The sequence below is a fragment of the Pseudomonas sp. Ma2-10 genome (genome assembly GCF_054330215.1).
Window position 1 is genome coordinate 47708 of record NZ_JBTEYL010000012.1, and the last position, 13897, is coordinate 61604.

Consider the following 13897-nt stretch of genomic DNA (forward strand, 5'->3'; position numbering starts at 1 on the left):
CCTTTTAATTTGGCTCAGGTACTGGCGTGTAACTTCAATCCTAAAGCTTTCACGACTTTAAGGATGGTACCGAACTCTGGATTCCCTTCACCTGACAGGGCACGGTAAAGACTTTCCCGAGATAGTCCCGCATCCCGCGCAACCTGAGTCATGCCGCGAGCACGTGCAATGGTCCCGAGAGCCTTGGCGATGAATGCTGGATCATCTCCCGCTTCCTCCATACAAGCGTCAAGATAATTGGCCATGTCCTCCTCGGTCTTGAGGTACTCAGCAGAGTCCCAGCGAGTGAATTGTTCGGTCATGGGTTTTGCTCCTTCCAGGATTTAGCCATTAGCCTGGCTTGTTGGATGTCACGGGTTTGGCTGCTTTTGTCACCACCACAAAGGAGGATGACCAACTGGTTGCCTTGTTGCATGAAATAGACCCGATAACCGGGACCATAGTTAATTCGTGCTTCACTCAACCCGTCTCCGATAGCTTTGACATCACCAAAATTCCCTTCGGACATGCGGTCAATTCGCACTTGGATGCGCATCCCGGCGCGGCTATCGGCCAGCTTCAATAGCCAGCCGAGAATGTTGAACTTCGAAGGATCTCCGTCATGCGCCGAGTGTAGCTCTTGAGCTACACGTGCTCAGCCAGGAATCCTGATGAGTCGACATTCGGCAGTCTAGTAATTGATCAATTGCGCGGCAGCTATGGCTTCAATGGCTCAACCTTCCTCGTCAACAACGCCACAAACGCCCTGGCCATCGGCGACTTCTGATCTTTGCGCTGCACCAGCCACACCGCCGACACCGCCTCTGGATCGAGCAGCGGCCGATAGACCACCCCTTCGATGCGCATCCGCTGATAAGACGCCGGCAGCACGGATACACCCAACCCCGCCGCCACCAGACCAATGATCGTCATCGCCTCGCCCGCCTCCTGAGCGAAGTGCGGACTGAACCCCGCCTCCCGGGCCAGGCTGAGCAATTGTGCGTACAGACCACTGCCATAGCTGCGCGGGAAAAATACGAAGGGTTCGAGGGCCAGGGCTGACAGATACAAGCCCTCTTCGCTGTCGCTCACCAAAGGATGCTTGGAGCTGAGTACCGCCACCAGTGGCTCACGCATCAACTCCACCACGCTGAGGGAATCCGGTAACCCAAGCGGCCGCATGATCCCGACTTCTATCGACTCATCCACCAACGCATCCGCTACCTGGGTGCTGCTCATCTCCCGCAGGTTCAGGTGCACCGCCGGGAATCGCTGGCGGAACGAAAAAATCGCCTGTGGAATGGTCGAGTTGAACGGCGCCGACGAGGTAAAACCAATCTTCAGTTCGCCCAGTTCACCCAACTGCGCCCGCCGTGCCACATCTGCCGCTTTATCGACCTGCGCCAGCACCAGCCGCGCCTCTTCCAGAAACAGCCGGCCGGCTTCACTGAGTTCGACCCGACGATTGGTACGCTCGAACAACCGCGCACCCACCTCCTGCTCCAGCGCCTGAATCTGCTGGCTCAGGGGCGGTTGCGAGATGCCCAGCACCTGGGCCGCGCGGCCGAAGTGCAGCTCTTCGGCGACAGCAATAAAGTAGCGCAGGTGACGCAATTCCATGAAAACTCCATTAGGTCGCTAAACCTATCAAACAGGTCGAACAATATATTGGATTGAATCATTAGGCAGCTATATGCTTTTTTCATTACCTGACCGGCTGCGCCCTCCGAGGTCCGAAGTGAAAACTGCTGTCGCTCCACTTGCCCATGAAGTTCCGCCCACGGCGGTGGACGATGTTGTCGCCGAATTAAAGGAAATCTACATCGAAAAAGGCACGCCGATGTTCATGCGCACGGTGCTCGCGCTGTTCTGCGGTGGTTTCGCGACCTTCGCTCTGCTTTATTGCGTGCAACCGATGATGCCGCTGTTGTCCCATGAATTTTCCATCAATGCGGCCCAGAGCAGCCTGATCCTCTCGGTCGCCACCGGCATGCTCGCCATCGGCTTGTTGATCACCGGCCCTATCTCCGATCGCATCGGACGCAAACCGGTGATGGTCGCCGCACTGTTCGCCGCCGCGCTCTGCACAATCGCCAGCTCAATGATGCCGAGCTGGCACGGCGTGCTGGTGATGCGGGCGCTGACAGGGTTGTCGTTGAGCGGTCTGGCAGCCGTCGCCATGACTTATTTGAGCGAAGAAATCCACCCGCAGCACATCGGTCTGGCCATGGGTTTGTACATTGGCGGCAACGCGATTGGCGGGATGTGCGGCCGCTTGATCACCGGTGTATTGATCGACTTCGTCAGTTGGCACACGGCGATGCTGGTGATCGGCGGCCTGGCCCTGATTGCGGCGGCGGTGTTCTGGAAAATCCTTCCCGAGTCGCGCAACTTCCGCGCCCGTTCATTGCACCCGCGCAGCTTGATTGACGGCTTCACCATGCACTTTCGCGACGCCGGCCTGCCACTGCTGTTCCTTGAAGCCTTCGTGCTGATGGGCGCGTTCGTCACCCTCTTCAACTACATCGGCTATCGCCTGCTGGCCGAGCCGTACCACCTGGATCAGGCCTTCGTCGGGCTACTCTCGGTGGTGTATCTGTCGGGTATCTACAGCTCCGCGAAAATCGGTGCCTTGGCCGACCAGCTCGGTCGTCGCAAAGTGCTCTGGGCAACCATCGCGCTGATGATCGCCGGCCTCGCGCTGACCCTGCTCACGCCGCTGCCGGTGGTGATCATCGGCATGTTGATCTTTACCTTCGGCTTCTTCGGCGCCCATTCGGTCGCGAGTAGCTGGATTGGGCGTCGTGCGATCAAGGCCAAGGGGCAAGCCTCTTCACTTTATCTGTTCAGCTATTACGCCGGTTCGAGCATCGCCGGGACGGCAGGCGGGGTGTTCTGGCACATGGGTGGCTGGAACGGGATCGGGCTGTTCATTGGCGGGTTGCTGGTGATTGCGCTGCTGGTGGCGTTGAAACTGGCGAAGTTGCCACCGCGGGAGAATGTGAAGGCGTGACGCACCGCCGCTCCCACATTGACCGTGTACGATCTGGTACCTCATACAAAAACGCCCGGCATAAGCCGGGCGTTTTTTATTGGGCGACGATTACTCGTGATACTGCGCCGACAGTTCATGCACCGCGCGCATGAAAGCGCCGGCGTGTTCCGGATCGACTTCCGGTGTGATGCCATGGCCGAGGTTGAACACGTGACCGCTGCCCTTGCCGTAGCTGGCGAGGATACGGCCGACTTCGGTGCGAATGGTTTCTGGCTTGGCGTACAGCACGGTCGGGTCCATGTTGCCTTGTAATGCGACTTTGCTGCCGACGCGATCACGTGCATTGCCGATGTCGCAGGTCCAGTCCAGGCCCAGGGCGTCGGCGCCAGCGTCGGCGATGCTTTCCAGCCACAGCCCCCCGCCCTTGGTGAACAGGATGACCGGCACCTTGCGGCCTTCGTGCTCACGGATCAGGCCGCTGACGATTTTGCGCATGTAGGCCAGGGAGAATTCCTGGTACGCCGCCGCCGAAAGGCTGCCGCCCCAACTATCGAAGATCTGCACCGCTTGCGCCCCGGCCATAATCTGGCCGTTGAGGTAGCTGGTGACCGTCTGCGCGAGCTTGTCCAGCAGCAGGTGCAAGGCTTGCGGATTGTCGTAGAGCATAGTTTTGGTCTTGCGGTAGTCTTTCGACGAGCCGCCTTCGACCATGTAGGTGGCCAGGGTCCATGGGCTGCCGGCGAAGCCGATCAGCGGCACGCGGCCGTTCAGTTCGCGGCGGATGGTGCTGACCGCGTCCATGACGTAGCCGAGGTCTTTGTGCGGATCAGGGATCGGCAGCGCTTCGATATCAGCCATCGTGCTGATGACTTTCTTGAAGCGCGGACCTTCACCGGTTTCGAAGTACAGGCCTTGGCCCATGGCATCGGGGATGGTCAGGATGTCGGAGAACAGGATCGCCGCGTCCAGTTGTGGATAGCGGTCGAGCGGCTGCATCGTGACTTCGCACGCGAACTCCGGGTTCATGCACAGGCTCATGAAGTCGCCGGCCTTGGCACGGCTGGCGCGGTATTCCGGCAGGTAGCGACCGGCCTGACGCATCATCCAGACAGGCGTGACGTCTACGGGTTGCTTGAGCAGGGCGCGAAGGAAACGGTCGTTCTTCAGGGCAGTCATATCGGCATCCGGAAAAAAAGTGCGGGCATTTTCTCAGAGCGCGACGCAAAAGGCACGGCAAGAGCCGTGCCTTTTGTCTATCGGGTCAATTTGTCGCGGTGAAACCCGGTTTTCGCAACACCACAAAACTTGTAGGAGTGAGCCTGCTCGCGCCTACAAGTTTTGTGTCGCTAGCTTAGACGCCTAAATAGTCCAGGATCCCTTCGGCGGCATTGCGACCTTCGAAGATCGCCGTTACCACCAGGTCGGAACCGCGAACCATGTCGCCACCGGCGAAGATTTTCGGGTTGCTGGTCTGGTGCTTGTACTGACCTTGTTCCGGGGCCACAACGCGGCCCTGGCTGTCGGTCTGGATGCTGTGCTGTTCGAACCACAACGCCGGGCTCGGACGGAAACCGAACGCAATGACCACGGCATCAGCCGGAATGATCTCTTCGGAACCCGGAATCGGCTCAGGACTGCGACGGCCACGGGCATCGGGTTCGCCGAGACGGGTCTCGACCACCTTCACGCCTTCGACGCGGTCTTCGCCGACGATCGCGATTGGCTGGCGGTTGTAGAGGAATTTCACCCCTTCTTCCTTAGCGTTTTTCACCTCTTTGCGCGAGCCCGGCATGTTCGCCTCGTCACGACGATAGGCGCAGATCACCGACTTGGCGCCCTGGCGAATCGAGGTACGGTTGCAATCCATCGCCGTGTCGCCGCCGCCCAGCACCACCACCTTCTTGCCTTTCATGTCGACGAAATCTTCCGGCGACTTTTCAAAGCCCAGGTTGCGGTTGACGTTGGCGATCAGGAAGTCGAGCGCGTCGTGCACGCCCGGCAAGTCCTCACCGGCAAAACCGCCCTTCATGTAGGTGTAGGTGCCCATGCCCATGAACACGGCATCGTATTCTTCGAGCAGTTGCTCGATGGTCACGTCCTTGCCCACTTCGGTGTTCAGGCGGAACTCGATGCCCATGCCGGTGAAGACTTCGCGGCGATTGCTCAGCACGGTCTTTTCCAGCTTGAACTCAGGGATGCCAAAGGTCAGCAGACCACCGATTTCCGGGTTCTTGTCGAACACCACCGGCGTTACGCCGCCGCGTACCAGCACGTCGGCACAGCCCAAACCGGCCGGGCCTGCGCCGATCACTGCAACACGTTTGCCGGTCGGTATGACCTTGGACATGTCCGGGCGCCAGCCCATGGCGAACGCGGTGTCGGTGATGTACTTCTCGACCGAACCGATGGTCACCGCGCCGAAACCGTCGTTGAGGGTGCAGGCACCCTCGCACAGACGATCCTGCGGGCACACCCGGCCGCACACTTCCGGCAGGGTGTTGGTCTGGTGCGACAGCTCGGCAGCCTGGAGGATGTTGCCCTCGGCCACCAGCTTCAGCCAGTTCGGAATGAAGTTGTGCACCGGGCACTTCCATTCGCAATACGGGTTACCGCAACCCAGGCAGCGGTGGGCCTGATCGGCCGAATGCTGGGGTTTGAAGGGTTCGTAGATTTCCACGAACTCTTTCTTGCGTTGACGCAACAGTTTCTTCTTCGGATCTTTGCGCCCGACGTCGATGAACTGGAAGTCGTTATTCAGACGTTCAGCCATTGTTAAAACCTCATCAAACTCTTCAAGCGCATATCACTGCGGATTGGCACGGGTGCTGGAAAGCAACGATTTCAGGTTGGCAGCCTTGGGCTTGACCAGCCAGAAACGGCGCAGATAGTCATCGAGGTTTTCAGCGAGGTTACGACCCCATTCGCTGTCGGTTTGCGCGACGTATTCGTCCAGCACGCGTTGCAGGTGGCTGCGATAGGCTTCCATCGCTTCGCCGCTGATCCGCTGGATTTCCACCAGTTCGTGGTTGACCCGGTCGACAAAGGTGTTGTCCTGGTCGAGCACGTAGGCGAAACCGCCGGTCATGCCTGAGCCGAAGTTGTAACCGGTCTTGCCCAATACGCAGACGAAACCACCGGTCATGTACTCGCAGCAGTGATCGCCAGTACCTTCCACCACGGTGTGAGCGCCGGAGTTACGCACCGCAAAACGCTCGCCTGCAGTACCGGCGGCGAACAACTTGCCGCCCGTAGCGCCGTACAGGCAGGTGTTACCGATGATGGCACTGTCCTGAGTCTTATAGACGCTGCCCTTCGGCGGAACGATGACCAGTTTGCCGCCGGTCATGCCCTTGCCGACGTAATCGTTGGCGTCGCCTTCCAGGTACATGTTCAGGCCACCCGCGTTCCACACACCGAAGCTCTGACCGGCCGTCCCTTTGAAACGGAAGGTGATCGGCGCATTCGCCATGCCTTGGTTGCCGTGTTTGCGAGCGATTTCACCGGAGATCCGCGCGCCGATCGAACGGTCGCAGTTGCAGATATCCAGGGCGAAATCGGCGCCGCTCATGTCGTTGATGGCCGAGGTGGCCAAGTCGACCATTTTCTCGGCCAGCAGGCCTTTGTCGAACGGTGGGTTGCGCTCGACCTGGCAGAACTGAGGCTTGTCTGCCGGGATGTGATCACTGCCCAGCAATGGCGTCAGGTCCAGGTGTTGCTGCTTGGCAGTCTGGCCTTCGAGGATGTCCAGCAGATCGGTACGACCGATCAGCTCTTCGAGGGAACGCACGCCCAGCTTGGCCAGCCACTCACGGGTTTCTTCGGCGACGTAAGTGAAGAAATTCACCACCATGTCGACGGTCCCGATGTAGTGATCCTTGCGCAGCTTCTCGTTCTGAGTCGCGACGCCGGTGGCGCAGTTGTTCAGGTGGCAGATACGCAGGTACTTACAGCCCAGCGCGATCATTGGCGCGGTGCCGAAGCCGAAGCTTTCAGCGCCGAGGATGGCAGCCTTGATCACGTCGAGGCCGGTTTTCAGGCCGCCGTCGGTTTGTACCCGCACTTTGCCGCGCAGGTCATTGCCGCGCAGGGTCTGGTGAGTTTCGGCCAGGCCGAGTTCCCACGGAGCACCGGCGTATTTGATCGAGGTCAGCGGCGATGCACCAGTGCCACCGTCGTAGCCAGAGATGGTGATCAAGTCCGCGTAGGCCTTGGCCACACCGGCGGCGATGGTGCCGACGCCTGCTTCTGCTACCAGCTTCACCGAGACCAGTGCTTTCGGGTTGACTTGTTTCAGGTCGAAAATCAGCTGCGACAAGTCTTCGATCGAATAGATGTCGTGGTGCGGCGGCGGCGAAATCAGGGTCACGCCCGGCACTGCGTAACGCAGCTTGGCGATCAGACCGTTGACCTTGCCGCCTGGCAGCTGACCACCTTCGCCGGGCTTGGCGCCCTGAGCGACTTTGATCTGCAACACTTCAGCGTTGACCAGGTATTCCGGGGTCACACCGAAACGGCCCGTCGCAACCTGCTTGATTTTCGAGCTCTTGATGGTGCCGTAACGCGCCGGGTCTTCGCCGCCTTCACCGGAGTTGGAACGTGCACCAAGGCGGTTCATGGCTTCGGCGAGGGCTTCGTGAGCTTCCGGCGACAAGGCGCCCAACGAGATGCCTGCAGAGTCAAAGCGCTTGAGCACCGATTCCAGCGGTTCGATCTCGCTGATGTCCAGCGGCGTGTCCAGGGTTTTGACCTTGAACATGTCGCGAATCATCGACACCGGACGGTTGTCCACCAGCGCCGTGTATTCCTTGAACTTGCTGTAGTCGCCCTGCTGCACAGCGGCTTGCAGGGTGTTGACCACGTCCGGGTTGTACGCGTGATATTCGCCACCGTGGACGAACTTCAACAAACCGCCCTGCTGGATTGGCTTGCGCGGGCTCCAGGCTTCGGCGGCCAGGGCTTTCTGCTCGGCTTCGATGTCGACGAAACGGGCGCCCTTGATGCGGCTTGGCACGCCACGGAAGCTCAGGTCGCAGACTTCTTCGGACAGGCCGATGGCTTCGAACAGCTGCGCACCGCGGTACGAGGTGATGGTCGAGATGCCCATCTTCGACAGGATCTTCAGCAGACCTTTGGTGATGCCTTTGCGGTAGTTCTTGAACACCTCGTAGAGGTCGCCCAGCACCTCACCGGTACGGATCAGGTCGCCCAGCACTTCGTAGGCCAGGAACGGATAGACCGCCGAGGCGCCGAAACCGATCAACACTGCAAAGTGGTGCGGATCGCGAGCGGTCGCGGTTTCCACGAGGATGTTGGAGTCGCAACGTAGGCCTTTTTCGGTCAGGCGGTGGTGTACCGCGCCGGTGGCGAGCGAAGCGTGGATCGGCAATTTGCCCGGGGCAATGTGACGGTCACTCAGCACGACCTGGGTACGACCGGCGCGCACGGCTTCTTCGGCTTGATCGGCGACATTGCGGATGGCCGCTTCGAGGCCGACGCTTTCGTCGTAGTTGAGGTCGATGATCGTGCGCTCGAAGCCTGGACGATCGAGGTTCATCAGCGAGCGCCACTTGGCCGGGGAAATGACCGGCGAGCTGAGGATCACACGCGAGGCGTGTTCCGGCGACTCCTGGAAGATGTTGCGCTCGGCACCGAGGCAGATCTCCAGCGACATGACGATGGCTTCACGCAACGGGTCGATCGGCGGGTTGGTGACCTGCGCGAATTGCTGGCGGAAATAGTCGTACGGTGTGCGCACACGCTGGGACAGCACGGCCATCGGCGTGTCATCGCCCATTGAGCCAACGGCTTCGTAGCCTTGCTCGCCGAGCGGACGCAGCACCTGATCACGTTCTTCGAAAGTGACCTGGTACATCTTCATGTACTGCTTGAGCTGGTCGACGTCGTAGAACGCCGAACCGTGGTCGTTGTCTTCCATGGTCGCCTGGATGCGCAGGGCGTTCTTGCGCAGCCATTGCTTGTACGGATGGCGAGACTTCAAGCGGTTGTCGATGGCATCGGTGTCGAGGATCTGACCGGTTTCGGTGTCCACGGCAAAGATCTGGCCCGGACCCACACGGCCCTTGGCGATCACGTCTTCAGGCTGGTAGTTCCAGACGCCGATTTCAGAAGCCAGGGTGATGAAACCGTTTTTGGTGGTGACCCAACGCGCCGGACGCAGACCGTTACGGTCGAGCAGGCACACCGCGTAACGACCGTCGGTCATTACCACGCCGGCCGGGCCGTCCCACGGTTCCATGTGCATCGAGTTGTATTCGTAGAACGCCCGCAGGTCCGGGTCCATGGTTTCGACGTTCTGCCACGCTGGCGGAATGATCATCCGCACGCCACGGAACAGGTCGATACCACCGGTGACCATCAGCTCAAGCATGTTGTCCATGCTAGAGGAGTCAGAACCGACGCGGTTGACCAGCGGGCCAAGCTCTTCCAGGTCCATCAGATCGTTGGTGAACTTGGTACGACGGGCCACGGCCCAGTTACGGTTGCCGGTGATGGTGTTGATCTCGCCATTGTGGGCGAGGAAACGGAACGGCTGCGCCAACGGCCATTTCGGCAGGGTGTTGGTCGAGAAGCGCTGGTGGAACACGCAGATCGAAGTTTGCAGGCGCTCGTCGCTGAGGTCCGGGTAGAAGGCGGTGAGATCCGCCGGCATCATCAGGCCTTTATAAATGATGGTCTTGTGCGAAAAGCTGCAGATGTAGTGATCGGCGTCGGCGGCGTTGGCCACGGACGAGCGACGACGGGAGGTGAACAGCTTGATCGCCATGTCCTGATCGCTCAGGCCTTCACCGCCGATGTACACCTGCTCGATCTGCGGCAGGCGCTCGAGGGCCAGGCGGCCGAGGACGCTGGTGTCGATCGGCACTTTGCGCCAGCCGACGAGGGTCAGGCCAGCAGCGAGGATCTCGCGGTTCATGTTCTCGCGAGCGGCTTCGGCTTTGACCGGGTCCTGGTTGAAGAAGACCATGCCCACCGCATATTGCTTGGACAGTTCGACGCCGAAGGCTTCCTGGGCGATGGCTCGCAGGAACACGTCTGGCTTTTGAATCAGCAGACCGCAACCGTCACCGGTCTTGCCGTCGGCGTTGATCCCACCGCGGTGGGTCATGCAGGTCAGGGCCTCAATGGCCGTTTGCAAAAGGGTATGACTGGGCTCGCCCTGCATATGGGCTATCAGGCCGAAACCACAGTTATCCTTGAATTCATCTGGTTGGTACAGACCTGCTTTCATAGACACTTTCTCACCAGGCTGCCTCTTATCGAGGCAAATTTCTTTTCAATTCAACCACTTACCATCCACGCCGAACGTACGCCAGCTTTGCGGGGGCAAAAGGGAGGTCATTGTACACACCGACACAGAGGCTCACAAATTTGACGACGAAATGTCGCAAATCTATGTCGCATTTATGAAAGGTTTAAAGCGATACGCTGTGCTAGTCAAAACTTTTTTAATTTTGACCGCAACGACTCAAAGACTACTGTGACGCAGACACCACAAGGCACGCGGCCTGTAGAGGCGGCATGCGCTTGTAGAAATTTTGAGGTGCCGGGAGAGGCGGCCTGGGTAAGGCCGCCGAATCTTCAGCGAGTTGTTGCCTGTTCCTGTTGGACGCTGGCGACAGTGCGAGGCCAAGGTTTACCAGCCTGAACCTTCGCTGGCAAGGCCTTGATAGCGGTAACGGCTGCATCGCGGTTGGCGAAGCTACCGTAAGTGATGACGTAAAGCGGCTTGCCATTGAGGGTTTTCTTGAAATAACGGTACTCGCCGCCCTGCTCCTTGACATAGGATTGCGCGGCCGTTTCGGAGCTGGTGCCGAGGATTTGCACCACGTAGTTACCCGGCGCTTGCCCTGCGTACCAGGTGCCGCCGGCGGTCTTGGCGGCTGGTTTGGCTGGCACTGGAACTGGCTTCACGGCAGGCGCAACCGGCTTGGCAGTCGCGACTTGAGTCGGAGCAGGCTTGGCGGCAGGTGTCGGTGCCGGGCCAGGCTGGATGCCCGCAGGCGGCGCAGTGGTAGTTACGGTCGGCGGCGTAGTGCTCGAACCTTCGACCTGCACACCGTCATCGCCTTCGGTGATGCCACCGGCGGCTTCGGCCAACGGACTACGCATGACCGGCTGCGAGTTACCGACCAGCGGCAATGGCATCGGTTGCGAGTTACCGGCGAATTCGACGGCAGGCGCGCCGCCGCTGTCAGGTTGTGGCGTGCCCTGGCCAAGCGGCAATTGCGCCTGCTCGCTGGCAGGTGCGCCAGTGGTCGGTGCTTTGCTGCGACCTGGCATCAACCAGGCAGCGGCCACCGCGACCACGACAACGGCAGAAATTGCCAATACGTGTTTCTTCGGCATGTTGAACCCCATACTTGGACGCTTAACCGCTGAGCGGCTAGCAATCATGGCTTCGATCATTGCATCGCGGGCAACCTGGTTGATGGTGCCAGGCCAACCGTCGGAGCTTTCGTGAATATCAGAGATCTGATCCGCAGTGAAAAGTTCGATACCCCGGCCGGCGCCTTCGAGCCGCTGGTCCAGGTATTCGCGGGTTTCTTCTTCGGTGTAAGGCTGCAACTCGATAACGTGAAAACGCTCTTCCTCGAGGCTCAGCGCATCCAGCTGAGCGATCAACGACGACTCGCCGAACAGGAATACATGCGGGCGACCTTCCGGTGCACCGGCAGCCAGGGCCAGCAAAGCTTCCAGCGCGGACTCGTCCAGTTGCTCGGCGTCATCCACCAGCAAATAGACTTCCTGCCCCGTCAACGCAAGTTGCACCACTTGCGCCAGAATCGCGCCGATCTCGGCCTGGGCGACGTTCAGCGCCTGAGCCACCTGACGCAGCACGCCAGCCGAATCACCGGCGCCACGGGCGGAAACCACCACGCTCTGCACCGACTGTTTGTTGGTGCTGGCCACCAGCGCCTGCCGTAGCAGCGTCTTGCCACTGCCTTGGGGGCCAGTGACTACCAGCAGCAACTGACTGTAGCGTGCCAGGTGATGCAGTTGCCCCAGCACCGGTTTTCGCTGGGCCGGGAAGAATTTGAAGCCAGGCACCCGTGGTGAAAAAGGGTCATGACTCAACTGGTAATGGCCGAGGAAAGCCTCGTCGGCGTGCAAACTAGTCATCGGGATCTTATTAACCTTTAAGCTGAGCCAGAGCGCGGTAATCCGCTCCCAGCGTGGCCTGTAAAACCTCTTTCGGATAATCGTCGGTCACCACCGCTTCGCCCATGTGGCGCAGCAGCACCAAGCGCAAACGACCGTCGATCACTTTCTTGTCAATTGCCATGTGTTCGAGAAAATCGGCTTCGGTCATCTCTTCAGGCGGGATAACCGGCAAACCGGCACGCTGAAACAGACGAATGCCGCGATCGCGCTCCTGCTCGCTGATCCAGCCCAGGCGCGCGGACATTTCCAAGGCCATTACGGTGCCAGCAGCGACCGCCTCACCATGTAGCCAGACACCATAGCCCATGTGGGTTTCGATGGCGTGGCCAAAGGTGTGACCCAAGTTGAGCGTGGCGCGAACACCGGTCTCCCGTTCGTCGGCACCCACCACTGCAGCCTTGGCCGCGCAAGAGTGCTCGATGGCGTAAGTCAGGGCAACCTGGTCCAGTGCACGCAGACGATCGACATTGTCTTCAAGCCAGGTGAGGAACAGCTCGTCGCAGATCAGCCCGTATTTGATGACCTCAGCAAGCCCGGCGGACAGTTCGCGGGCCGGCAGGGTATTGAGGGTAGCGGTATCAATCAGCACCACATTCGGCTGATAGAAAGCGCCGACCATGTTCTTGCCCAACGGATGGTTGATTCCGGTCTTGCCGCCCACCGAAGAGTCGACTTGCGACAGCAGCGTGGTGGGGATCTGGATGAAATCGACACCACGTTGGTAGCAGGCGGCAGCAAAGCCGGCCATGTCACCCACCACGCCGCCACCGAGGGCGATGACGGTGGTACGGCGGTCGTGCCGTGCGGTCAGTAGACCGTCGAAAATAAGTTGCAGGGTTTCCCAGGTCTTGAACGCTTCGCCGTCCGGCAGCACCACGCAAACCACGGAGAACGGTGCGAGGCTGCGGGTCAGACGCTCAAGATAGAGCGGCGCAACGGTCTCGTTGGAGATGATCGCCACTTGCCGTCCGCGGATATGCGGGGCCAGTAGCTCAGGCTGATCCAACAAACCTTCGCCAATATGAATCGGGTAGCTGCGCTCGCCTAGATCGACCTTGAGTGTCTGCATGTGTCCCCACAGTGAAGATGGAATCAGGCGTCCTGCCTTGAGTTAACGAATGTCTACGGCGTCTGCTGGTGTGACGCCGTTCGGTAGCCATCCGCCACAACCTTGAGCGGCCATGACAGGACGCCGAGAATAGCGCATTTCGCGTTGCGCTTTAACGGGGAGGTAGCTGCTGCAAGCGTTCGAGAATATCGAGCACCACCATTCGCGGCGGCCGCTCATCGGTTTCCACCACCAGATCGGCGATTTCCCGATAAAGCGGATCGCGGATCGCCAGCAGATCCCGAAGGGTCTTGGCCGGATCGGCAGTACGCAACAGGGGGCGATTGCGATCGCGGGAAGTGCGGCCCACCTGCTGCTCGACAGACGCATGCAGATAGACCACCCGCCCCCCGGCGTGCAGCGCCCGACGATTGGCCTCGCGCATCACTGCGCCGCCACCGGTCGCCAGCACCACGCCGTTGCACCTGCACAGTTCGGCAATCATCGCCTGCTCGCGATCACGAAAGCCCGGTTCGCCTTCTTTATCGAAAATCCACGGGATATTGGCGCCCGTGCGCAATTCAATTTCCTTATCGGAATCTTTGAACGGCAGGCGCAGCTCTTTGGCCAGCAACCGGCCGATGGTGCTTTTTCCAGCACCCATCGGTCCAACAAGAATCAAATTTCGCACA

Annotated in this window: 9 protein-coding genes and 1 pseudogene; 1 reads left to right on the forward strand and 9 read right to left on the reverse strand. The window is 59.8% G+C overall.

Features of this window, described 5'->3' with window-relative positions; genetic code table 11:
- Positions 1-14: 14 nt before the first annotated feature.
- The 3 genes and pseudogenes from ACXPVS_RS15980 to ACXPVS_RS15990 form a co-directional block, all read right to left on the reverse strand.
- Positions 15-302: an addiction module antidote protein gene (locus tag ACXPVS_RS15980; RefSeq protein WP_007943750.1), complete on the reverse strand. Its 288-nt coding sequence runs from the start codon at positions 300-302 to the stop codon at positions 15-17.
- A pseudogene (locus tag ACXPVS_RS15985) lies at positions 299-603 on the reverse strand (type II toxin-antitoxin system RelE/ParE family toxin). Before ACXPVS_RS15985 ends, ACXPVS_RS15980 begins: the two are co-directional and overlap by 4 nt.
- A gap of 93 nt (positions 604-696) precedes the next feature.
- Positions 697-1599 (reverse strand): LysR family transcriptional regulator, encoded by a 903-nt coding sequence (locus ACXPVS_RS15990; protein WP_458510795.1) that lies wholly within the window; start codon positions 1597-1599, stop codon positions 697-699.
- A gap of 118 nt (positions 1600-1717) precedes the next feature.
- Between ACXPVS_RS15990 and ACXPVS_RS15995 the strand changes: the two genes are divergently transcribed.
- A complete protein-coding gene (locus ACXPVS_RS15995) occupies positions 1718-2992 on the forward strand; it encodes an MFS transporter (RefSeq protein ID WP_458510796.1) in 1275 nt (424 codons plus the stop codon).
- A 90-nt stretch (positions 2993-3082) separates the two neighbouring features.
- Here ACXPVS_RS15995 and hemE read toward each other — a convergent pair whose 3' ends face one another.
- From hemE to aroK, 6 genes are all read right to left on the reverse strand, one after another.
- Positions 3083-4150, reverse strand: a complete 1068-nt coding sequence (gene hemE, locus ACXPVS_RS16000; RefSeq protein WP_458510797.1) for a uroporphyrinogen decarboxylase — start codon at positions 4148-4150, stop codon at positions 3083-3085.
- A gap of 175 nt (positions 4151-4325) precedes the next feature.
- A complete protein-coding gene (locus tag ACXPVS_RS16005) occupies positions 4326-5744 on the reverse strand; it encodes an FAD-dependent oxidoreductase (protein ID WP_458510798.1) in 1419 nt (472 codons plus the stop codon).
- 33 nt (positions 5745-5777) lie between these two features.
- Positions 5778-10223, reverse strand: coding sequence for a glutamate synthase large subunit (gene gltB / locus ACXPVS_RS16010; RefSeq protein WP_458510799.1), 4446 nt, complete (start codon positions 10221-10223; stop codon positions 5778-5780).
- 350 nt (positions 10224-10573) lie between these two features.
- Positions 10574-12115, reverse strand: coding sequence for an AAA family ATPase (locus tag ACXPVS_RS16015; protein WP_458510800.1), 1542 nt, complete (start codon positions 12113-12115; stop codon positions 10574-10576).
- 10 nt (positions 12116-12125) lie between these two features.
- Entirely contained in the window at positions 12126-13226 is a 1101-nt protein-coding gene (gene aroB, locus ACXPVS_RS16020; RefSeq protein WP_458510801.1) for a 3-dehydroquinate synthase, read from the reverse strand.
- 151 nt (positions 13227-13377) lie between these two features.
- Entirely contained in the window at positions 13378-13896 is a 519-nt protein-coding gene (aroK, locus tag ACXPVS_RS16025; RefSeq protein ID WP_458510802.1) for a shikimate kinase AroK, read from the reverse strand.
- Position 13897 lies beyond the last annotated feature (1 nt).

Coding starts and splice junctions, on each gene's coding strand:
- ACXPVS_RS15980 (WP_007943750.1), bottom strand. CDS start 302: ATGACCGAACAATTCACTCGCTGGGACTCTGCTGAGTACCTCAAGACC.
- ACXPVS_RS15990 (WP_458510795.1), bottom strand. CDS start 1,599: ATGGAATTGCGTCACCTGCGCTACTTTATTGCTGTCGCCGAAGAGCTG.
- hemE (WP_458510797.1), bottom strand. CDS start 4,150: ATGACTGCCCTGAAGAACGACCGTTTCCTTCGCGCCCTGCTCAAGCAA.
- ACXPVS_RS16005 (WP_458510798.1), bottom strand. CDS start 5,744: ATGGCTGAACGTCTGAATAACGACTTCCAGTTCATCGACGTCGGGCGC.
- gltB (WP_458510799.1), bottom strand. CDS start 10,223: ATGAAAGCAGGTCTGTACCAACCAGATGAATTCAAGGATAACTGTGGT.
- ACXPVS_RS16015 (WP_458510800.1), bottom strand. CDS start 12,115: ATGACTAGTTTGCACGCCGACGAGGCTTTCCTCGGCCATTACCAGTTG.
- aroB (WP_458510801.1), bottom strand. CDS start 13,226: ATGCAGACACTCAAGGTCGATCTAGGCGAGCGCAGCTACCCGATTCAT.